The sequence below is a fragment of the Arthrobacter koreensis genome (assembly GCF_009193255.1).
GTDB lineage: Bacteria > Actinomycetota > Actinomycetes > Actinomycetales > Micrococcaceae > Arthrobacter_B > Arthrobacter_B koreensis.
This window is the reverse complement of record NZ_WACG01000003.1, coordinates 1-20,403: the sequence shown is the minus strand read 5'-3', so window position 1 is coordinate 20,403 and position 20,403 is coordinate 1. Positions and strand designations below refer to the sequence as shown.

The following is a 20,403-nucleotide window of genomic DNA, read 5'->3' as shown; positions in this document are numbered from 1 at the left end:
GGAGGACTCCTAGGAGAGGATCGGGTGATTCCCAGAGCCTAGGGATGGAACGTGTCCTGCAGCTGAACAAAAGACCAATGGGAGGTATGCGCCTTCATCCGGTTCTGCCTGGACAGCAGCAGGGCCATGAAACTAATCGCCCATAGGCTTCCGCCGCTGCTGTTTGGTCGCTGACCGCTGCTTCTTAGCGTCGAGACGCCGAACCTTCGATCCCCGTGTGGGTTTGGTACGGCGGCGGACGGCAGGGCCACGTTCCAGCCCACGTGCCACCGCCTCGGCGAGCTTTGCCAGGGCGATCTCGCGGTTGCGCAGCTGGGACCGCTGTTCCGACGCCGTCACAACCAGTGATCCGGCAATCAGGCGGTGCCCCAGACGCTGGAGCAGCATTGCCCGCTGCTCGTCCGACAGCACCGGAGAATGCGCAACGTTCCAGGACAGCGCGACGCGGCTGTCCGTGGTGTTCACGTGCTGCCCGCCAGGTCCGGAAGAGCGGGAGAAGCGCCAGACCAGCTCCGAGGCAGGGATCGTCAGCGCAGGCGATACCGATAGGTCCATGGCACCAGCGTCGCACGAATGCTCGATCCCTGCGTCAGGCACCCCATGCCCGTTGAGCCTGCAGCTAAGCTGAGGACCGACAGAGGGCGGGACCTGCGCATGCCGCAGTGAAGGGCACCGAAATCTCATGGGGGAGACGCTGGACATGGGCAAAGGGAACACTGGTTATTCTGTGGCTGGAACACTTCTGGCAGCAGCGGCGCTGCTCGCGGGCTGCGCATCCGGCGCCGCCGGGGAACCCGCGCCGGACGTGCAGCTGTCACGATTCGGCTCCGCGGATGAGCTGCTGGCCGCCGTCAACGGACTGTATGGCTGCGATCCCGAAACGGCAGCGGAGCCGGGGACAATCGTCTTCGACGGATACCTGCCGCAGTACGCCATGTGCTCCGAAGGGCTGCAGATTGTCCGCTACGAAAATGAGGACGACAGAATCACCGTTTCCAACATGCTGCCGAACGCCCAGAATGGACCGCTCGGCGTGGCTGAGGGTGCCAACTGGCACGTGCTGCCTCGGCCCGGAACCGCGGCTCCCGGCGAGAAGGAACTGAAGGACCTTGCCTATCAGCTGGGTGGCCGCTACGTGGACCTCATGGCAGAGGGATAATCCCCGGCTGCCCAACCACTGAAACAGATGACGCTGAATAGCCAGGCTCACCCGGTGCCGAATTACTGTGAGGTTCGAATAGTGTTTCCGGAATCTGAAAAGCGAGTTTGAACGTGACTATCCCGGCCGAAGAATTCGACACGGTTGTTGTGGGGGCAGGAGTGTCGGGCCTTACCGCTGCGCGGCTGCTGGCAGCCAGGGGACACCGCGTGGTGGTACTTGAGGCGAGGGACCGGATCGGCGGCAGGCTGCACACCGAACGCCTCGACGGCCGGGTCACGGACCTCGGCGCATCCTGGATCCACGGGATCGACGGCGGCCCGCTGCACGCGCTGACACGTGCCTTCGGGATGGCCGACGTCGAGTTCACAGTTGGCAGTTACCAGCCGGGCGGCCGGCCCATCGCGTACTACGGGCCCGACGGCGTCCGGCTCTCCGACACTGCCGCCGGCCAGTTCATCGCCGATGCGGCCCGCGTGGAAGACCAGCTCACCGCTGTCATCGAGGTCACGCCACCGGGCAACAGCTACGCAGAAGCGGCGCGCACCGCCGTCGGGCAGGTGGCCGAGGCCGGCAACTGGGAACCGGAGCGGGCGGCGCGCGTCATCGAATACCTCGATCACCGTTCCGAGGAACAGTATGGTGCCGACTCGCACCTGCTCGACGCGCATGGCCTGGAAGACGAGGTCATTCTCGGCGACGAGGTGGTCTTCCCCGGCGGATACGACGAGCTGGCATACAACCTTGCGGCCGGCCTCGACGTACGGCTTGGGCATGTAGCGACCCGCGTCCTGCGGCCCGGAGCAGCAGGGGTCGAATCCGGCGTCATCGTGGAGACAAGCGCGGGAACCTTTGCGGCGGCACAGGCGGTAATCACGGTTCCGGTCGGTGTCCTTCAGTCAGGCCGCCTCACGTTTGAACCGCCGCTGCCGGAGACAATTGCGGGCGCGGTTGCGAAGTTCCGGATGAACACCTTCGAGAAGATCTTCCTGCGCTTCCCGGAGCGGTTCTGGGATGAGGACGTGTATGCGGTCCGCCGGCAGGGCGAAGCTGCCAGCTGGTGGCATTCCTGGTATGACCTCACTGCCATCTCCGGTGAACCCACGCTCCTGACCTTCGCGGCGGGGGAGTGCGCCCGGGAGATTCGAGGGTGGCCGCAAGCACGCGTGGTGGACTCAGTGATGGCTTCACTGCAGCAAATATACGGTTCCGAAATTCCTTCCCCCGTGCACGCCCGGATCACCGACTGGCAGGGCGACGAGTTCGCCGGCGGTGCCTATGCCTACATGGCGCGGGGATGCACCGGGGAGGACCACACGCTCATCGCAGCGCCCATCGACGGCGTGCTGCATCTGGCCGGGGAGGCCACCTGGGAGGAAGATCCAGCCACCGTCAACGCGGCCCTCTGCTCGGGGCACCGGGCAGCGGAACGGATCCTCGGAACGCAAGCGCCCTACGAAGCCCTGGCTGAACCGTTGCAGGCGTCGTTCCGCGCGTCGTGAATATCCGCGTCGGTACTGCTCCGCCTTGCCGGATTGTGGGAAAGTTGCAGGGGAGGAACAAATGCCGCGCCAGCTCGTCAAGACCCACATCGCCCTCATCGGCTGTGTGTGCCTGTGCCTGCTGGGATATCTCTCATGGTTCGAATCCCAGGCGCAGCAGGCAGCGGCACAAACAGCGCAGCTGGACTTCGACTCGCCCTCCAGCCTCGCCGTCGTCGTCAACAAGAACCGGCCGCTGGCCGATCCCGCCTACGTTCCGGCGGAACTGCACGACGCCGGGGGCGTGCTTCTGCGTCGCGAGGCAGCGGGTGCCTTCAGCCGCTTGAACGCGGACGCGGCTGCCGCCGGCGTTGGTATAACGGCTGTCAGCGGCTACCGCACGGCCGCGGACCAGGCTCACATCCATGACTCGTACACAGCCAGCTACGGGCCTGAGACAGCGGACGGCATCTCGGCCCGCGCCGGATACAGCGAACACCAGACCGGGCTCGCCGTGGACATTGGCAACGCGGACGGATCCTGCGCCCTCGAGGCCTGTTTCGAAGCGACACCGGCGGGGGCCTGGGCTGCCGCCAACGCCCACCGGTACGGTTTTGTGGTCCGGTACCCCGACGGCGCCGCACCGGTTACCGGATTTGCGTACGAGCCGTGGCACCTGCGCTTCGTGGGGACCGAGCTCGCCGCCAAGCTCCACCGTTCCGGCCAGACCCTGGAACAGTTCGCCGGCCTGCCGCCGGCACCGAACTACTAGACCGCGCCCCGCACCGGGCGGCTCAGTGCCCGCGCCGGCATCGCGGCTTCGGGAGAAGCCAGCTCCACCCGGTGGGTGCGGCAGCGCACGCAGCGCACATAGACGATGACACCCTGCGAGGTCGCGTGTCTGGATGCCGTCACCCACCCGTGTTCGCAGGCGGCGGGAGGGGCTTGCGGCGGTGTCCGCCGGTCGAGATCGATGTTCATGCCTCCGAGCATGCTGTAATGCTCTTATGCATCTCAACCCTTACGGCGAGTACGCTGTCCTTCTGGCGGCGTCGCTGGCCAACGACTGGCCGGAATCACGGGCGGGCATCATCGCCCGGACCCGCGAACACGGTATGACCATGGACTTTCCCCACGCGCCTGGGGACCACGAAGCGGTTCACCGGGTCATCCAGCGGTGGCTGGAGGTGGTGGATGCCGGCGCCCCAGCCCTCCGCGCCGAACTGCTGAACGAGTTGATGAAGGACGCTGCGGCCTACCCCCGGCTGACCGACCATGACCAGGAAGGCTGGCACCTGCACTACCGCGACGACGGGCAGCCCCTGGCCGGGGTGCTGCTGGCAGTCTTCAGCGTGGGAACGGCCCTGCACCTGACCACGCGGGGAATGACTCGGCTGAAGCGGTGCGAAGCCGGTGACGCCCCGGGGGATCCATGCCGCAACGTCGTCGTGGACGTCACCCGCAACGGCCGCCAGCGGTTTTGTTCTGTCCGCTGCGGCAACCGGGCAGCCGTCCGCCGGCACCGGGCCGCGCAGAACTGGCCCGCGTCGGCGGGCCGGTCCCGTCCCGGGCGCTGAAGGCTGTGCAGGGAAGGCAGAGTGCGGGATTCTGGAAGCCAGACCCTGCGCACGCTAGGAGCTTTTCGATGAATGCCATCATGCCCAAGCTGACCCTGAACAACGGCGTGGTCCTGGATGCGGTGGGCTTCGGTGTCTATCGAAGCGCCCCGGCGGAGACCACGGTTGCGGTGGAGACCGCGCTGGCCAACGGTTACCGGCTCATCGACACGGCAGCTGCCTACCGCAACGAAACTGAAGTTGGCGCTGCCCTCGCCCAGTCCGGCTTCGACCGGGCCGAACTGTTCATCACCACCAAGCTCTGGGTTGATGACTACGGCTATGACGCGGCCCTGCGTGCCTTCGACGCCAGCATGGCCAGGCTGGGCCTGGACGTGCTGGACCTGTACCTGCTCCACCAGCCGCTGCCGTCCGACTTCGACCTCACCGTAGCTTCCTACCGGGCGCTTGAGACCCTGTACGAACAGGGCCGGGTGCGGGCCATCGGGGTGAGCAACTTCGGGACGGAAGAGCTCAGTGACCTGCTTGCGCGCACCGACGTCGTACCGGCCGTAAACCAGATAGAGGTGCACCCCTATTTCAGTGAACCCGGGCTGCGCGCCTTCAACCTGGAGAACGGTATCCTGACCGAGGCATGGTCGCCGATCGGCGGCGTCACCCGGTACTGGCGGCACGGATCCGGGGCAGCGCCGAAGGACCCGCTGCATGACCCGGTGATCGTCCGCATCGCCGCGGCTCACCACAAGACACCTGCCCAGGTGATCCTCCGCTGGGAGATCCAGCTGGGCATCTGCGTGATTCCCAAATCGGTGACCCCCAAGCGGATCGCGGAGAACATCGACCTCTTCGATTTCTCCCTGAGCGCCGCCGAACTGTCCGACATCAGCGCCCTGGACACCGGTGTCCGCGCCGGCCCCGATCCGGGAACCATCACCCGGAGCTGACACGGCCCGCACGGCGCCGTCCCGGAAAGATACCGTCCCGGGAGGACACAGTACGACGCCGCTCCGCCGCGCTTTGCTAGTCTCACGGCCATGGAGAATCCCCAGTGGGCCGCGGCGTCGGCACGGGTTGAACAGGCGCTTACCGAGCGCGGATCGGCAGCGCAGGTAGTGGTGACGGACGGATCCGCGCGGACCGCCGTCGAGGCTGCGCAGACGCTGGGCTGTGAGGTGGGAGCGATTGGGAACAGCCTGGTGTTCATGGCGGACTCAGCGCCCCTCCTGGTCATCACGTCCGGTGCGCACCGGGTGGACACGGCGGCGCTGGCCCAGCGCCTGGGCAAGCAGAAGATCAGGCGGGCGACACCGGAGCAGGTGCGGGAGGCAACGGGCCAGGAGATCGGCGGCGTTGCTCCCCTCGGGCACCCCGTGCCCGTGGAAACCGCCATCGACGAGGACCTGGGCGGCTATCCCGCTGTGTGGGTCGCCGCGGGAACGCCGTATTCGGTGTTCCGGACAAACCTTGCGGAGCTCGTTCGGCTGACCGGCGGCACAGTGGTGAAGGTCGACTGAGATCAAATGCGCCGCCTGCGGCCTGTTGACGGCGCCGGCGGGCGGGCGCAGGGTGGTAGGCAGACCAGAGGAGACGGACCGCAGCCAGCCAGCCGGCGTCGTGCGCTGAGGCGTCCGGGCAGCGGAAGGACAAGGATGAAGACACGCGAACTGGGGCCGTCCGCCCTGAAGGTATCCGAGCTGGGGCTGGGATGCATGGGGTTCAGCCAGGGGTACGGACCGTCCGGCAGCCGGGAACAGGCCATCAACCTGATCCGCACGGCGTTCGACCGCGGTGTCCGGCTCTTTGACACCGCCGAGGTGTACGGCCCCTACACGAATGAGGAGCTGGTGGGCGAAGCCGTAACTCCGTTCCGGGACCGGGTGGTCCTGGCCACCAAGTTCGGCTTCAAGATCAACCGGGACGGACGTCAGGTTGGCCTGGACAGCCGTCCGGAACACATCCGGGAAGCAGTGGACGGTTCGCTGCGGCGGCTGGGGACGGAATACATTGATCTGCTGTACCAGCACCGGGTAGATCCGCAGGTTCCCATCGAGGATGTCGCCGGAACGGTGAAGGAGCTCATCACCGAAGGCAAGGTGAAGCACTTCGGGCTGTCGGAAGCTTCCGCGGGCACTATCCGTGCCGCCCATGCGGTCCTGCCCGTCACTTCGGTGCAGAGCGAATACTCCCTGTGGTGGCGTGAGCCGGAAGAACATGTGCTGCCGGCCTGTGCACAGCTCGGCATCGGGTTTGTGCCCTTCAGCCCGCTGGGACGGGGATTCCTCACCGGAAAGATCTCCCCCTCCACCCAGTTCGCCTCCGGTGACATGCGCGGCAAGCTGCCACGTTTTACTCCCGAGGCCCGGGAAGCGAACCGGGCGGTCGTGGAACTGCTGGAGGCCACGGGCCGGGCCAAAGACGCGACGCCCGCCCAGATCGCCCTGGCCTGGCTGCTCGCCCGGAAACCCTGGATCGTACCGATTCCGGGCACCCGGAAACTCGAACGGCTCGAAGAGAACCTTGGGGCCACCAGCGTGGGCCTCAGCGCAGAGGACATAAAAGCGCTGGACGACGCCGCTGCCCGCATAGCGGTTCAAGGCGCCCGCTACCCTGAAGAGCTGGAGAAAACGATCGACCGTTAGCCAATGGAACTGGAGGACACGCAGCAATGGGCAACCGCGGGGCCGACGCCTACCGGCGCCGAATGGAACGGGCCGCCAGGATACGTGCGGCAGGAGTTCCTGCTGAAGCGGATGGCGAGACGCCTGAGGAGACGGCGCTGCGGCGGCGGAAGGAGCAGGTGGATCCGGCTGACAAGGCTGACTACCTGATCCGCGATGCCATGCTGCGCGGGGAATTCGAGAACCTGCAGTACGCCGGAAAACCCCTCCCGAACCTTGCGGAAGCCAACGACCCCGACTGGTGGATCAAGGGGCTGATCCAGCGCGAGAACATCAGCGGCCTGGGACCGCCCGCCCTGCTGCTGCGGGTCGAGGACGCGGAGCTGGACAATGTACTGGACGCCAGGTCCTCCGCAGCGCAGGTAAGGGAAACCGTGGAAGAATTCAACCAGCGGATCATCGAAGCCCGCAGGCAGCTTCTGGGAGGCCCGCCCGTCATTACGAAACTGCGGGACGTGGAACTGGAAGTGCAGCGCTGGCAGGAACGGCGGGGCAGTGCAGCTACCCCCGAGCCGGCGCCCGAGCCGAGCCGTCCCTGGTGGCGCCGTCGCTGGTGGAGCCGGGCCAGGAACCGCGCGCAGTAGAACCCCGCCCGGTTGCCCGGGCACGAACGTGAAACACACAGACACACAGAAGGCAGGACCATGGGAGCAGTACGGCTGGAGCACGCCTCCGCAGCGGAGATAACGGACCTGGCAGCGGTCCTGGCGGAGGCCTTCGCGGACTATGCCTGGACCCGCTGGACCGTAGACAGCGAGCGCCGGGAGGCCCGGACGGCCGCCATCCAGCGGCTCTACCTGGAGCATCTGGCCCTGCCGCACGGAGAGGTGTGGGTCAATGAGGGCCGAACCGCCGTCGCCGTCCTGCTTCCGCCGGACCTGGCGGAGCTCGACCCCGCGCCCCTGACCCCTGAGCTGCAGGAGAAACTCGCGTCCCTGCACGGCGAATCGGTGCGGAACCTGGCGCATGCCCTGCCTGAGCCGCCGCCCGGGGCCTGGACCCTGGCGACCATCGGCGTCGCTCCCCGGGAACAGGGCAGCGGGCAGGGTACCGGGCTTCTGGAATCCGTGCTGGCCGCCGGTCCCGGACGGACCATAGCCCTTGAAACCTCCTCGGAATCCAACGTGGCTTTCTACCGCCGGTTCGGGTTCGAGGTGTGGGCGGTCTCGGAGATGCCCGACGGCGGCCCGCCGGTGTGGTCAATGCTGCGCTCTCCGGACGCACCCGTCGAGGCTGTATCCGCCTAGGCCGCACCCTCGACGGGGCTGCCCGCGCTCGGCACACTTAAGGAGTCCCTCCAGCCGTAAGTGCCCGACGGAAGGTTGGCCCGTGCTAGGTCTGGAACTCGTAGTGGCCCTGGGGGTTGCCATCCTGGCCTGCTCGCTGGGCGCGGAACGGTTCCGCATTGGCGCCCCTTTGCTGCTGCTGGCCGGGGGAGTGGCCCTGGGGTTCGTGCCGGCGTTCCGGCAGGTTGAACTGCCGCCGGAAGTGGTACTGCTGCTCTTTCTTCCGGCCCTGCTGTACTGGGAGAGCCTCACCACGTCCCTGCGGGAGATCCGCAGCAACCTGCGCGGCATTGTCCTCTCCGGCACCGGGCTGGTCCTGGTGACTGCGGCGGCCGTTGCCTTCACGGCCAACGCCCTGGGCATGCCCTGGGGCCCGGCCTGGGTCCTCGGCGCCGCGCTGGCTCCCACCGATGCCACGGCCGTGGCCGTCCTGGCCCGCAGCCTGCCGCACCGCAATGTCACGGTGCTGCGGGCCGAGAGCCTCATCAACGACGGCACGGCCCTGGTGATCTACGCCGTTGCCGTGGGGATCGTGGCGGGTGACGGCGACTATACGCCGCTTTCCATCTCAGGGATCCTGGCACTGTCCTACGGGGGCGGCATCGTCTCGGGGCTGCTGGTCGCGTGGGCCGGGATCTGGGTGCGCCGCCGGATCCAGGATCCCGTGCTGAACAACGTCGCCACCTTCATCACCCCCTTCGCGGCCTTCCTGCTCGCTGAGGAGACGGGCGGGTCCGGGGTGCTGGCCGTCGTCGTCGTTGGCCTGATCATGAGCCAGGCCGGTCCGCGGGTGACGGCCGCGCTGGCCCGCCGCCAGTCGCAGGCCTTCTGGTCCTTCTCCACGTTCATGCTCAACGCCGCGCTCTTCGTGCTGATCGGCATCGAGCTGCACGTGGCAGTGCGGCTGCTGAGCGGGCCGCAGATCGCCGTGGGCCTGGTGGCGGTCGCCGCAGTGTCGATCGTGCTGGTGGTGGTGCGCATCGCCTTCCTGTTCGTCACCACCTACATGATCAGGATGATCGATCGGCGTCCGTCGCAGAAACTCCGCCGGGTCAGTAACCGCTCGCGTGTCCTCAGCGGTATGGCGGGCTTCCGTGGTGCGGTGTCCCTGGCAGCGGCCCTGGGCGTTCCGGCCCTCACCGCCGCGGGTACGCCGTTCCCGGACCGGGGGCAGATCATCTTCGTGACAGCAGGGGTCATCCTGGTGACGCTTACGGTGCAGGGCCCGCTGCTGCCGGTGATCGTCCGGTGGGCACGGCTGCCCCAGGACACGCGGCTGGAGGAGGAACGACGCCTGGCAGAAGTGCGGGCCGCCGAGGACGGCCTGTCTTCCCTGCCGGAACTCGCGGCCAGGCTGGGCACGGACGGCCGGGTGGTGGAACGGGTGACCCATGAGTACCGGCACCACCTGGAAGTCCTGCGGGCGGACGGAGCCGCCCAGCCGGCGGGGGAACCGGCGCCGGCGCTGGCACACTGGCAGCAGGAGACGGAGCTGCGGCTGGCGCTGCTGGAGCGCAAACGCACGGTACTGCTGGCGCTGCGGGACGAGCGCACCATTGATGACCGGGTGCTGCGGATGCTGGAGACGCGGCTGGACGTGGAGGAACTGCGCCTGACGCAGCCGGACCGCGACGACTGATCCGGGCGCAGCCGGGCCCTGTCCACGGTTCCGGCTCAGCGTGCTGTGACCACCGGAAGCTCACCCCAGACCGTGGTGTAGCGCGGCGAGGAGTACTTGCGGGACATGGTCCATTCCGGGCGGGCACTGGGCATCCCCGCCACGCCAAGTCCTATGCTGGCGGAGCCGTATTTGTCCGCGACCTTGCCCAGCAGCTCCCCAAGGTGGCGGTGTTCCTGCTCCGGGACGAAGGCATCGAGGACCGGCTGGGCTCCCGCGTCGGAGAGGCCGCTGAGCATTACTCCCGCCTTGGTGTAGGGGACGCCTTCAACGATCTGGTCTTCGAGCGCGCCCACCGCCGCACGGGTCAGTACCACCGGGTCCGAGGTGGGGCTTTGCAGTTTGACGGTGACGGAAGGAAACGACGCCGCTTTGTGGCTGAAGTGGGACGTCCCGGCGTAGGCGGTGAGTACCCGTGCCTGCTGGTGTTCGCGCTGCAGCCGGGAAGCCGCCTGCTGGGCATAGATGCTCATCACCTGCCTCATCTCAGCCGCAGTTGTCACCGGCACGGAGAAGCTGCGCGAGAAGATCAGCTGCTGCCGTTCCGCGCGCTCCTCTTCCAGCGGCAGGCACGGCGTGCCGTTGAGTTCCAGGACGGTCCGCTGCAGCGTCACGGAGAAACGGCTGCGGATCACAGACGGATCGGCGGCTTTGAGGTCCGCCACGGTCCGGATGCCCATCGCTTCGAGCCGTTTGCCCAGCTTGGCTCCCACGCCCCAGAGCCCGGTGACCGGCACCCGGGACATGATCGTCGCTACGGCACCGGGGTCCATGGTGTCCAGGTTGCAGACGCCGTTCAGGTGCCCGTTCTGCTTGGCGATCCGGTTGGCGAACTTGGCCAGCGTCTTGGTGGGCCCGATGCCCACGCAGACGGGCAGGCCGGTATTGCGGGCTACCGCGGCGCGGATCCGCGCGCCCTGCGCATCGAGTTCACGCGGCGTGCCGGCCAGGCCCAGGAAGGACTCGTCGATGGAGTAGACCTCCTGCCACAGGGCGTACCGGCCCAGCAGTTCCATGACCCGGGAACTCAGGTCTCCGTAAAGTTCGTAGTTGCTTGAACGCTGGATCAGGCCAAGATGAGGTGCAGCTTCGGCCAGCTTGAACCAGGGCTCCCCGGTCTTGATTCCCAGGGCTTTCGCCTCATCGGAACGGGCCACCACACAGCCGTCATTGTTTGACAGCACGACGACGGGCACGCCTTCCAGCCGGGGGTCGAAGGCGCGCTCGCAGGAGACATAGAAACTGTTGACATCCACCAGGGCGATCCGGTGGAGCTGCCCTGCGGGGGAGCGGACACCGGCACCGGCCGGATGCTCAGACATGGTGGAGGCAGCGGGTCACGACACCCCAGATGGTCAGCGCCGCCGGGTCCGGAACAGCTACGTCCCGGTACCCCGCGTTTTCAGCGGCCAGGACAATGCCCCGGCCGGTGAGCCTGAGGCGGCGCACTGTCAGCTCCCCGTCCAGGACGGCGACAACCACTGAGCCGTCACGGGGTGTCAGGGAACGGTCCACAATGAGTTCGTCTCCGTCACTGATTCCGGTGCCGGACATTGAGTCCCCGGAAACCCGGACGATGTAGGTGGACGTAACGTCCCGGATCAGATGCCGGTTGAGGTCGATGCGCCCGTCGAAATAATCACGTGAGGGACTGGGAAAGCCGGAGGCGGCATCGGCGTCGGACACCGAAGCGGAGCGTGAACTGCCGGAGACATTGAAGACAGGCATCCGCCGGGCACCTCCGCTGCTTTTAGAACATACTTTCGATTACCCAACACTAGCACCGTGCGGCCGTCCGGAAGATAGAGTGCGGTGCTGTGGAACCACTTTTCACGCCGATGGCGGACTCGGTACTCCGGCTGGTCGCGGCGGCGCTGCCGGTACCCTCAGCGGGACGCAGGGTTTTCATCGGCGTGGACGGGGTGGATGGGGCGGGCAAATCAACCTTCGCGGACGCCCTGGGCGCCCGCCTCCGCTGGCCGGTGATCAGGATTTCGCTTGATGGTTTCCACCGGCCCAGCCGCGAGCGCTACCGGCAGGGCAGGGCATCGCCGCTCGGATTCTTCGAAGACTCCTATGACTATGCTGCCTTCCGGCGGCTGGCGGTGGAGCCCCTGCGCCCCGGCGGTTCGGGACGCTACCGTGCGGCCAGCCACGACCTGGCCTCAGACCACCAAGTCTGCGGTCCGGAACTCGCGGTGCCCAATCCGGCGGTGGTGCTGGTGGATGGACTGTTCCTGCACCGGCGGGAACTGTCCGGCATCTGGGACGCGACGGTTTTCCTGGATGTGTCTTTCGAAACATCCTGCCGAAGAATGGAACTCCGGGACGGGGCCGATCCTGACCCGCTGGCGCCGTCGAATCGCCGCTACGTCGGCGGCCAGCAGATCTACCTCGCGGCCTGCAATCCATGCGCTGCCGCGTCAGTGGTGGTGGATTACAACGACGCCGCGGCGCCGCGGCTGGTCCGTCCGGCTCCGCCGCAGTCCTTCCGGAATGCCGGCGGGGGTAACAGCTGAGGCAGAGGCCTGCGCACCCGGAGAGGTGCCCGGTTCGGACTGGCTCCGCAGCGGCGATACCGTTAAGCGCATGAACGTCGAGGTGTACATCCCGCCCAAGCTGGGCCGGGAGCTGGAAGAGCTGGCCGCAGAACAGGAAGTTCCGGTGGAGACCCTGATCCTCAACGGAGCCCGCCTGCTGCTGGAGCACCGCCACCGCCGGAACCACGTCCAGTCCTAGCCGCCCGCTGAGTTTTCCGCCAACCCCTTCCATGCAACCTGCCGGTTGCCTATGGTGTCTGCATGGATGCTGTCTTCCGGGCGTTGGCTGATCCGGTCCGCCGGATCCTGCTGGAGGAACTCGCATCCCAGGCGGGACAGACGCTGTATGAACTGTGCGTCCGGCTGATTAGCAATCACGCAATAGGTATTACGCGGCAGGGAGTCTCAAAGCATCTGGCGGTCCTCGAATCAGCCGGACTGGTCAGGGTGGAAGCAGACGGCCGCTACCGGCGGCACCACCTCTGCCCTGAGCCGCTGACCCTGGGAGTTGCCGGATGGATTGGCACCCTGGCACTCCCGCTGCCGCCGCGGCAACCCGAACGAAACGAAGCGGAAGGACCGGAGCCATGAGGATTGTGACGGCAAGCATCTTTGTTGATGACCAGGAAAAGGCACTGGATTTCTACACCCGTGTTCTCGGATTCGAGAAGCGGCAGGACCAGCCAGCCGGAGGCGCCCGCTGGCTGACTGTGGGGAATCCGGGGGAGGAGGGCGGCGTCGAACTGCTGCTGGAGCCCAGCTCGCATCCTGCCGTGGCCCCCTTCAAGGAAGCACTGGCGGGTGACGGGATTCCCTTCAATTCCTTCGCAGTGGATGACGTGGCAAAGGAGTACGAGCGGATGCTGGCTCTCGGCGTCGAATTCACGCAGCCACCGGCGAACATGGGTCCGGTGACCACCGCGGTCTTTTCCGACACCTGCGGGAATCTCCTGCAGATCGCCTCCATGAGCCAGGACTGAGACGGCTCGATGTGCGCCGGGGGCCCTCACACACCCGGCGGGAGGCTAATGCTTGGAACCGTAGCTAGGCTCGCGCAGGGTGGAGCCGCTGATGCGGTGCATCCGCTGGCGGCAAAACGGGTCATAGACGGCGACGCCGATCCGGCCGGTTGCGGGATCGGCAGAGCGGATGCAGGTGCACGGGGCGTTCACGTGCCTGGACCTTTCTACTGCTGGAAACCGGAACTAGGTTCTTCCATTTTTACTCCCCGAAGCCTGAGTCCTCTCGCGAAGCGCGGTCCGGGACCGGCCGCTGGAGCGCCGGGAAACCGCCGATGCCCACACCCAGGTGGAGCGCCTGACGCCGGCGTCTTCCCACAGCACCTGGACCGCTTTCGCTGACCAGGTGCAGGTTTCGCCGGCAACGTGCTCTGCGCAGCCCGGAAAGCGGATCCACGCCCACACCGGGATGGCGGGCATGGCCGTGGTGGGCGGAAAGTGGTCAAAATCAAGTTCTTCGGGAGTCAGCCCGATGGGTTCCGCGCGCCTGGCATACCTGGCCGCCAGCCGCGCCGCAGCCTGAGGATCCATGGTTTAAGTAGAACATACGTTCGAATCTTTTAGCCGGTAGGCGAGGAACGACTGCACTGGGTTCCGCCGCCGAAGTGCGGCACAATGCTGTCCATGTGCGGACGATATGTGATGGCCCGGGCCACGTCGGACCTGGTTTCGGCTTTCGCGGCGGACCAGGTGGTGGGGGAGGACGTGGGACCGTCCTGGAACATAGCCCCGACGGATGATGTGCGCATCATCACGGAACGCCGCGGCCCGGACGGCACGCAGCGCCGCCTGGCCACAGCCAAATGGGGCCTGGTGCCGGTGTGGGCAAAGGACCCCAAGGTGGGATCCAGGATGATCAACGCCCGCCGGGAGACCATCCTGGAGAAGCCCGCGTTCCGCAAGGCGGCGGTGAAGAGACGGGCGCTGGTGCCCGCAGACGGCTACTACGAGTGGGAAAAGACCGAGGACGGAAAGATCCCGACCTACCTTTCCCCCACGGTTCCTGATCCGATTGCCTTCGCCGGACTCTACGAATTCTGGCCCGACCCCAACCTGCCCGACGACGACGAGCACAAGTGGCTGCTCAGCGTCACCATCATTACCACCGAGGCGGCCGACGAACTCGGGCACATCCACGACCGGACTCCGCTGGTGGTGCCCAGGGACCTCTACTCCAAATGGCTGGACCCTCAGCTGACGGACGCCGAGGCAATCGCGACCCTGCTGGATGCGATGCCCGAACCGGTCCTCACCCCGCGCGTAGTGTCCAGCGAAGTCAACTCGGTGAGGAACAACGGTCCGCAGCTGATCCGTCCCGCGGAACCGGCAGCGGACTAGGTCCGGCGGAAGGATCTACCAGGCGTAGTCCTCCGGAGCCGGCTGATGGCCGGGGAAGATCTCGTCCAGTTTCCGCAGCGCGGCGTCCTCCAGTTCCACCTCCAGGGCGGCCAGGGCGTCGTCGAGCTGGCCCATGACGCGCGGACCAACGATCGGGGCGCTGACCGCGGGCTGGTGCAGCAGCCAGGCCAGGGCGAGGATCCCGGGCTCAATCTCCAGCTCAGCCGCGAGGTCCTCATACGCCTGGATCTGTTCCCGGTGCTTTGCCAGCAGCTCCTGGACCCGTCCCTCCGCACGCCGGCCACCGTCCTCCTGGGACTTCAGGATGCCGCCCAGCAGACCGCCCTGCAGCGGAGACCAGGGGATGAGGCCCAGCCCGTACTCCTGCGCCGCAGGAATTACTTCCAGCTCCACGGACCGGTTGACCAGGTTGTAGATGCTCTGTTCCGAGATCAGGCCGGCGAAATTGCGCCGCCGGGCGCTTTCCTGGGCCTGGGCGATATTCCAGCCGGCAAAGTTGCTGGACCCGTTGTAGATGATCTTGCCCTGGGCAACCGCGGTTTCCATGGCCTGCCAGATCTCGTCCCACGGGGTATTCCTGTCAATGTGGTGGAACTGGTACAGGTCGATGTAGTCCGTCTGCAGCCGCTTCAGGCTGGCATCCAGCGCCTGCCGGATGTTCAGCGCCGAGAGGAAGGTCTGGTTGGGCCCCGGCCCCATGGACCCGTAAAGCTTCGTGGCAAGAACAGTCGACTCACGCCGTCCGCCGCCCTTGGCGAACCAGCGCCCGATGATCTCCTCGGTCAGCCCTTTGTTCTCCCAGCCGTACACGTTCGCCGTGTCAAAGAAGTTGATTCCGGACTCACGCGCCGAATCCATGATGCCGTGCGCCTGGTCCTCCGGAGTCTTGGGGCCGAAGTTCATGGTGCCCAGGCAGAGGCGGGAGACCTGCAGGCCGGCGCGGCCCAGATGCGTGTACTTCATGGTTCCTCGGTTCCTCGGTGGAAGGGTCAGGGGTGCAAGGGTCAGGCTGGAGTCGCCCGCTCATGCAAGGTTTGCTCCACGGGCCATTCAACACCGCCGCGGAGACACGGGGAAGGGGCCGGCACCGTGGCGGGGCCGCGGGCAGGATAGCCTGAGTACGCACATTCCAGGACGCGCCGGGAGGATAAGTGGCCGAATCGTACTACCGCTCACTGGGTGAGGGGACTTTCGAATCAACCCATCACACGCAGGGTGCCTGGAACGAGGACGAGCAGCATATGGCGCCGGTAGCCGGGCTGCTGGTGCACTGCCTGGAAGAGGCCGATCCCCGTCCCGGGATGCGGCTGGCACGGGTCAGCTTCGAAATCCTCGGCGTCATCCCGCAGGGCGTCTTTGATGTCACCACCAAGGTCATCCGTCCCGGACGCACCATCGAACTGCTGGAGGCCGAGCTGACGGCCGGCGGACGGACAGCCGTGCGTGCCACGGCCTGGCGCCTCGCGCTTGGAGACACCACCGAGGTTGCTGCTGTGGAAGACGAGCCAATGCCCGGCCCCGGGCAGGCTGAAGGATTCGAAGGCATGACCGCCTGGCCGGGGGACTTCATCAACGGCCTCGAGTTCCGGGCGGTTCCGGGACTGCGGCCCGGACGCGGCCAGGTGTGGGTGCGCTCGCCGTTAGAAATGCTCGACGGCGTGCAGACGCCTTCCACAGTGCGGCTCCTCGGCCTGGTCGACGCCGCCAACGGCATTGCCGCGCGCGTCCCGCCGGGAGGCGACAGCTGGATGTTCCCCAACGTGGACCTGCAGATCCATCTCTACCGCCGGCCTGCGGGACAATGGCTCGGGCTGGATACACGGGTCAGTTTCGGTACGGACGGAATCGGCCTGACGTCCTCGGTACTGCACGACGAGTCCGGGCCCTTCGGACGCAGCGAACAGATCCTCACGGTCCGTCCGCTGGGACGGAACTGACCGGTGGGAGCACGCGTGCTGGACGTCTACCGGCAGGAAAAATCCTTCGGCGCCGCCGGAGACCTGCAGCACGCCCTCGACCTGCTCTCAGCCGCCCGCGGCGGCGAGCTGGGTCCGTCGCTGCGGATCTACCAGCCGCGTCCCACCGTGGCCTTCGGGCAGCGCGATGCCCGCCTGCCCGGATTTCCCGACGCCGCCGCGGCCTGCCGGGACCTGGGCTTCGAGCCCCTGGTCCGCAAGGCCGGCGGGCGGGCGGCCGCCTACCACGAGGGCTGTCTGGTCCTTGACCACATAGAACCCGAAGCCGACGCCGTCAGGCACTCGCTGGCGCGCTTTGCTGACTTCGCGCAGCTGCTCGCCGGAGCCCTGCAGCACGCCGGCGTACCAGCAGGCGTCGGCGAGATCCCCGGCGAGTACTGCCCGGGCGAGTACAGCGTCCACGGGGGAACCGAAGCCCGGGTCAAACTCGTGGGTACCGCGCAGCGCGTAGTCTCCGGTGCCTGGCTCTTTTCCTCGGTGGTTGTCATCGAGGACTCCGCACCGCTGCGCGGAGTCCTTACCGCCGTGTATGACGCCCTGGGCCTGGACTGGGATCCATCCACGGCAGGGGCCGCCGAGGACCTGCGTCCCGGGCTCACCGTCGCCGGGGCCGAGGCGTCCCTTCTTGCCGCCTACGGCAGGTACGCCGCGCTCCGCACCGCAGATCCCCGGCACCTGGAGCGGATCACCGCGCCCGGGACCACCGTCTTTCCAACCGCTGCCCCGGCCCGTTAGGCTCGGGCAGCGGAAGCCACCCCAAGAAAAGGACCCGCACGTTGCCTAAGAAGAGCGTCGAGAACACTGCCCTGCGGCTCAAGGCCGTCCTGGAAGTCCTGGCGCGCCAGGACCCGTCAGCGGAGAAGAAGACATCACGGGCGGACGTGCTGCGCCAGGCACTGGAACAGGTTCCGCTAGAAGGCACTGAAGCGGAGCTGCTGGCCAGCGGCGTCGCCCGCGGCGAACGGGCGCTGGTTACGGCCAGCACCAAACTGGTCAAGGCGGGCTGGATCCTGAAGGAAGGCCGCGCCGGGTGGAGCATCACCTCCGAGGGCCGCTCCGCGCTCTCCGACTTCCCCGATGTTGAACACCTGCACGCTGCTCTCAGCGGCAGCGAGCACTCGGTCACGGCAGTGACAAAGGCAGAGGCGCACAGCGAAGCCGTGCTGGAGGAGGCCCTGGTGGTCTCCGACGCCGCCGCCGAACCGGCAGCGTCGGTCCACGGTGCGCACGCCGACGAGCACTACGACGGACCGTCCTTCCCCCAGCCGAACGCCGTCGCAGTGCCCGGAACGTTCGGTTCCGCGCTCGGCGGTGAGGACTGGGATCCCTCATCCGACGCCGTCCAGCTGGGCTTCGACCGCAGCGATGAACTGTGGAAACTCAGCGTTGACCTGCCTGCGGGGAGCTACGAGTTCAAGGCTGCGCTGAACCGCAGCTGGGACGAGAACTACGGTGAGGGCGCGCACTTCGACGGCGCCAACTACCAGATGGGGCACGCGGGAGGGCCCGTGACCTTCCTGTATGACCACGCGACCCACACGGTGGTAACCAAACCCGACGGGCTATAACCGCGCAGCCGGTGCCGGACACCGGTGCCTCGGGACTATCATCAGGGGCACGGCAACGGCGAAGGAGTGCCCATGAACGTCCCCTCCATCCCGGAACAGGGCTAGCGGCTTTTGGCGGCAGGTTGGCGCGATGCGCTTGGCCCGGCTGGCCGGCCGTACCGCAGGGTCCTGGCGGCCGCAGCGGCCGCAGGATCGGCCGCGGGTGTCTACTTCCGGCTCGTCCGGCCGCTGCGCCGGCGCACCGAAGCGGGGGCCGGCCCGCGGATGCCCGGGGATGCGGTCCTTACCGGCCCCGTGCTGCAGTACACCCGCAGCATCCTCATTCCGGCACCCGCGGCGGACGTCTGGCCGTTCCTGAACCGGATAGGGCACGGCCGGGCCGGTTGGTTCGTGTTGGACCGGGTGGGCCTGCCGGACCAGCGGGAGGCTGACCGGGCCGTCCCGCAGCTGCGGGACCTGGACATCGGAGACCTGCTGAGCACCGGAACCGGGCACCGCCTGCGGATCAAGGAAGTCCAGCCCCGGGACTGGATGCTGTGGGCGAACGGGGACGGCCGGTCCACCTGGCTCTGGCTGTTGAAACCTCTGCGGCCTGGGCAGACCCTGCTGGTGGTGCGTGCCCGTTTCCAGTACGGCTTCCGGCGTCCCGGTGCCCTGACCTCGCTTCCTCTCGACGCCGTCTACTGGGCATCCGTCCGGCGGTCCATGCTGGCCATCCGGGACCGGGCCGTGCTCCGTTCGGCAACCCGTTTGGGGAAGCGCTGAGCCAATCCAGGAGCACCGCTCACCGGGCAGCCGGAGCCACTGCTAGCGTGGATGTATGGAAGAACTTCCTGCCGCCCAGCTGCTGCTGTCTGGACCCCGCGGCCGGGAACTCTGCCTGGACCTTGCCCGGTCACTCGCCCCCCAATATCCAGCGTTCTCCTGCGGAAGCAGCGACCAGCTGCCCCGCGGCCTGGGGCAGGAATCCAAGCGGGTGCTCCAGGTGCTCAGGGCCCTTCCCAGCCGCCCCGAAATCACTGTTGCACAAGTCCTCCAGAGCCTGGACCGCGTCGTAAAGGGCGCGTCCTACTGGCAGCCGCCGTCGGAAACTGCGCGTGTGCTGGCCGACCCCGATGTGAGGGACCTGCTCATCCCGGTAGCCGTCGCCGTCGTTCGTGCCCGGCCGCAGTGGTGGCTGGCCCCCGGCGCGCTGACCCAGTATTACGTCCAGTGGATCGCCAGCACCACGGTTCCCGGGACGGACCCGCCAACCCTGGCCGGCAGTGCCGCCGGACTGCAGCGCTGGCGCGAGTCGATTTCAGCCGAGGAAGGCAACACACCTCTGGTCGCCACCTGGACCGGCCGCTGGTGGTCCGTTCCGGCGCTGTCAGACGTTCCGGTCACCACCCCGGCGATTCCCGGAAACGGCCCGGCGGGGCTGCGGATGGTGGAAGATCCGCTGCCGTGGAACATGGCGCGGACCTATCCGCTCCGGGCGGCGGAAAACGCCCGGATCTACGAAATCCGGGAGGCGCGCAGCTGGCAGGACCTGGTCTCGGCCTATCCGCTGGAGGTGACGCGTTCGCGCGGACGCAGCTGGGCGGTCAGCTCAGGGAACGCGGAGGCCGACACCTGGTTCTGGGCGATCCCGGACTGGCAGGCGGTTGCCCGGGACTACGACGGCGTCCATCTCAGCGTCGCGGGTTACCTCCGCACAGCCGGCAGCGTACTGGATGCCGCCGGCATGAAGACCATGCTGGCCGGCTGGGCTCCCGCCGAGACCTGGTGGCTCAAGGACGTCCTGGTCCCGGCCGGCGACCCGGTGAACTGGACGGCCACCCCGGACCACACCGGCTGGCAGGTCCAGGCGGCAGAAGTACCTTGATCCACGCTGTACCTTGATCCACGCTGTACCTTGATCCACGCCGTTCCCTGATCCCGCTCCGCCCCGATACCCTCCGGACACGCCGAAAGGGCAGTTACGGCTGCTTTGAAGCCTCATTCGAGCCGTAACTGCCCTTTCGGGGGGGGGGGGGGGGGGGGGGGGGGGGGGGCCCCGAGTGGCCCGGCGGGTACCCTTGGGGCGGGGGGGGGGGGGGG

The 20,403-nt window shown here is 67.3% G+C and carries 27 protein-coding genes; 20 read left to right on the top strand and 7 right to left on the bottom strand.

The window, feature by feature from the left end:
- Nucleotides 1-132: 132 nt before the first annotated feature.
- A complete protein-coding gene (arfB, locus tag GD628_RS10035) occupies nt 133-555 on the bottom strand; it encodes an alternative ribosome rescue aminoacyl-tRNA hydrolase ArfB (RefSeq protein ID WP_152274639.1) in 423 nt (140 codons plus the stop codon).
- A 172-nt stretch (nt 556-727) separates the two neighbouring features.
- Here arfB and GD628_RS10030 point away from each other — a divergent pair, with 172 nt between their 5' ends.
- The 3 genes from GD628_RS10030 to GD628_RS10020 all read left to right on the top strand — a co-directional run bounded on the left by GD628_RS10030 (nt 728) and on the right by GD628_RS10020 (nt 3,412).
- A complete protein-coding gene (locus GD628_RS10030) occupies nt 728-1,159 on the top strand; it encodes a hypothetical protein (RefSeq protein ID WP_141653656.1) in 432 nt (143 codons plus the stop codon).
- Nucleotides 1,160-1,272: 113 nt separating this feature from the next.
- Complete coding sequence (locus GD628_RS10025) at nt 1,273-2,661, top strand: flavin monoamine oxidase family protein (RefSeq protein ID WP_226802478.1); 1,389 nt, start codon at nt 1,273-1,275, stop codon at nt 2,659-2,661.
- A 61-nt stretch (nt 2,662-2,722) separates the two neighbouring features.
- Nucleotides 2,723-3,412, top strand: coding sequence for a M15 family metallopeptidase (locus tag GD628_RS10020; protein ID WP_152274638.1), 690 nt, complete (start codon nt 2,723-2,725; stop codon nt 3,410-3,412).
- Here GD628_RS10020 and GD628_RS10015 read toward each other — a convergent pair.
- Nucleotides 3,409-3,621 carry a hypothetical protein gene (locus tag GD628_RS10015; protein WP_152274637.1) on the bottom strand — a complete coding sequence of 71 codons (213 nt, stop codon included), beginning with the start codon at nt 3,619-3,621 and terminating at the stop codon, nt 3,409-3,411. The genes GD628_RS10020 and GD628_RS10015 overlap by 4 nt on opposite strands.
- A 26-nt stretch (nt 3,622-3,647) precedes the next feature.
- Between GD628_RS10015 and GD628_RS10010 the strand changes: the two genes are divergently transcribed.
- The 7 genes from GD628_RS10010 (at nt 3,648) to GD628_RS09980 (ending at nt 9,820) form a co-directional block, all read left to right on the top strand.
- Complete coding sequence (locus GD628_RS10010) at nt 3,648-4,217, top strand: CGNR zinc finger domain-containing protein (RefSeq protein WP_152274636.1); 570 nt, start codon at nt 3,648-3,650, stop codon at nt 4,215-4,217.
- A 68-nt stretch (nt 4,218-4,285) separates the two neighbouring features.
- Complete coding sequence (locus tag GD628_RS10005) at nt 4,286-5,161, top strand: aldo/keto reductase (protein ID WP_091604302.1); 876 nt, start codon at nt 4,286-4,288, stop codon at nt 5,159-5,161.
- Between the two features lie 90 nt (nt 5,162-5,251).
- Entirely contained in the window at nt 5,252-5,731 is a 480-nt protein-coding gene (locus GD628_RS10000; protein ID WP_152274635.1) for a YbaK/EbsC family protein, read from the top strand.
- Nucleotides 5,732-5,866: 135 nt separating this feature from the next.
- A complete protein-coding gene (locus GD628_RS09995) occupies nt 5,867-6,856 on the top strand; it encodes an aldo/keto reductase (RefSeq protein ID WP_152274634.1) in 990 nt (329 codons plus the stop codon).
- 26 nt (nt 6,857-6,882) lie between these two features.
- Complete coding sequence (locus GD628_RS09990; protein WP_152274633.1) at nt 6,883-7,479, top strand: DnaJ family domain-containing protein; 597 nt, start codon at nt 6,883-6,885, stop codon at nt 7,477-7,479.
- 60 nt (nt 7,480-7,539) lie between these two features.
- Nucleotides 7,540-8,142: a GNAT family N-acetyltransferase gene (locus tag GD628_RS09985; RefSeq protein ID WP_152274632.1), complete on the top strand. Its 603-nt coding sequence runs from the start codon at nt 7,540-7,542 to the stop codon at nt 8,140-8,142.
- Nucleotides 8,143-8,224: 82 nt separating this feature from the next.
- Nucleotides 8,225-9,820 carry a Na+/H+ antiporter gene (locus tag GD628_RS09980; RefSeq protein WP_152274631.1) on the top strand — a complete coding sequence of 532 codons (1,596 nt, stop codon included), beginning with the start codon at nt 8,225-8,227 and terminating at the stop codon, nt 9,818-9,820.
- Nucleotides 9,821-9,855: 35 nt separating this feature from the next.
- Here GD628_RS09980 and GD628_RS09975 read toward each other — a convergent pair whose 3' ends face one another.
- A complete protein-coding gene (locus tag GD628_RS09975) occupies nt 9,856-11,181 on the bottom strand; it encodes a Y-family DNA polymerase (protein WP_152274630.1) in 1,326 nt (441 codons plus the stop codon).
- Complete coding sequence (locus GD628_RS09970) at nt 11,174-11,587, bottom strand: LexA family protein (protein WP_152274629.1); 414 nt, start codon at nt 11,585-11,587, stop codon at nt 11,174-11,176. Before GD628_RS09970 ends, GD628_RS09975 begins: the two co-directional genes overlap by 8 nt.
- Nucleotides 11,588-11,676: 89 nt before the next feature.
- On the opposite strand from GD628_RS09970, the gene GD628_RS09965 reads away from it, so the two are divergent.
- The 4 genes from GD628_RS09965 to GD628_RS09955 all read left to right on the top strand — a co-directional run bounded on the left by GD628_RS09965 (nt 11,677) and on the right by GD628_RS09955 (nt 13,379).
- Nucleotides 11,677-12,378, top strand: coding sequence for a nucleoside/nucleotide kinase family protein (locus GD628_RS09965; protein ID WP_226802477.1), 702 nt, complete (start codon nt 11,677-11,679; stop codon nt 12,376-12,378).
- Between the two features lie 70 nt (nt 12,379-12,448).
- Entirely contained in the window at nt 12,449-12,598 is a 150-nt protein-coding gene (locus GD628_RS16490) for a hypothetical protein (RefSeq protein ID WP_176697573.1), read from the top strand.
- A gap of 62 nt (nt 12,599-12,660) precedes the next feature.
- Nucleotides 12,661-12,990: an ArsR/SmtB family transcription factor gene (locus GD628_RS09960; protein ID WP_152274628.1), complete on the top strand. Its 330-nt coding sequence runs from the start codon at nt 12,661-12,663 to the stop codon at nt 12,988-12,990.
- Entirely contained in the window at nt 12,987-13,379 is a 393-nt protein-coding gene (locus GD628_RS09955) for a VOC family protein (protein WP_091604331.1), read from the top strand. The genes GD628_RS09960 and GD628_RS09955 overlap by 4 nt, the downstream gene beginning before the upstream one ends.
- A gap of 45 nt (nt 13,380-13,424) precedes the next feature.
- On the opposite strand, the gene GD628_RS16485 is transcribed toward GD628_RS09955, so the two are convergent.
- Nucleotides 13,425-13,571 carry a hypothetical protein gene (locus GD628_RS16485; protein WP_176697574.1) on the bottom strand — a complete coding sequence of 49 codons (147 nt, stop codon included), beginning with the start codon at nt 13,569-13,571 and terminating at the stop codon, nt 13,425-13,427.
- A gap of 33 nt (nt 13,572-13,604) precedes the next feature.
- Nucleotides 13,605-13,949, bottom strand: a complete 345-nt coding sequence (locus GD628_RS16675; RefSeq protein WP_152274627.1) for a hypothetical protein — start codon at nt 13,947-13,949, stop codon at nt 13,605-13,607.
- 93 nt (nt 13,950-14,042) lie between these two features.
- Between GD628_RS16675 and GD628_RS09945 the strand changes: the two genes are divergently transcribed.
- Entirely contained in the window at nt 14,043-14,756 is a 714-nt protein-coding gene (locus GD628_RS09945) for an SOS response-associated peptidase (RefSeq protein ID WP_152274626.1), read from the top strand.
- Nucleotides 14,757-14,771: 15 nt separating this feature from the next.
- Here GD628_RS09945 and GD628_RS09940 read toward each other — a convergent pair whose 3' ends face one another.
- On the bottom strand, nt 14,772-15,740 hold the full coding sequence (locus GD628_RS09940; RefSeq protein WP_152274625.1) for an aldo/keto reductase: 969 nt from the start codon (nt 15,738-15,740) through the stop codon (nt 14,772-14,774).
- Between the two features lie 188 nt (nt 15,741-15,928).
- On the opposite strand from GD628_RS09940, the gene GD628_RS09935 reads away from it, so the two are divergent.
- The 5 genes from GD628_RS09935 (at nt 15,929) to GD628_RS09915 (ending at nt 20,188) form a co-directional block, all read left to right on the top strand.
- On the top strand, nt 15,929-16,714 hold the full coding sequence (locus GD628_RS09935) for a thioesterase family protein (RefSeq protein ID WP_152274624.1): 786 nt from the start codon (nt 15,929-15,931) through the stop codon (nt 16,712-16,714).
- Between the two features lie 3 nt (nt 16,715-16,717).
- The gene (locus GD628_RS09930; RefSeq protein ID WP_226802476.1) at nt 16,718-17,488 is read left to right on the top strand and encodes a lipoate--protein ligase family protein; all 771 of its coding nucleotides are present in this window, start codon (nt 16,718-16,720) and stop codon (nt 17,486-17,488) included.
- 41 nt (nt 17,489-17,529) lie between these two features.
- Nucleotides 17,530-18,321, top strand: coding sequence for a pullulanase X25 domain-containing protein (locus GD628_RS09925; protein ID WP_091604343.1), 792 nt, complete (start codon nt 17,530-17,532; stop codon nt 18,319-18,321).
- 111 nt (nt 18,322-18,432) lie between these two features.
- Nucleotides 18,433-19,086, top strand: a complete 654-nt coding sequence (locus GD628_RS09920) for a hypothetical protein (RefSeq protein WP_152274623.1) — start codon at nt 18,433-18,435, stop codon at nt 19,084-19,086.
- A 55-nt stretch (nt 19,087-19,141) separates the two neighbouring features.
- Complete coding sequence (locus tag GD628_RS09915) at nt 19,142-20,188, top strand: hypothetical protein (protein WP_152274622.1); 1,047 nt, start codon at nt 19,142-19,144, stop codon at nt 20,186-20,188.
- The last annotated feature ends 215 nt before the right edge of the window (nt 20,189-20,403 follow it).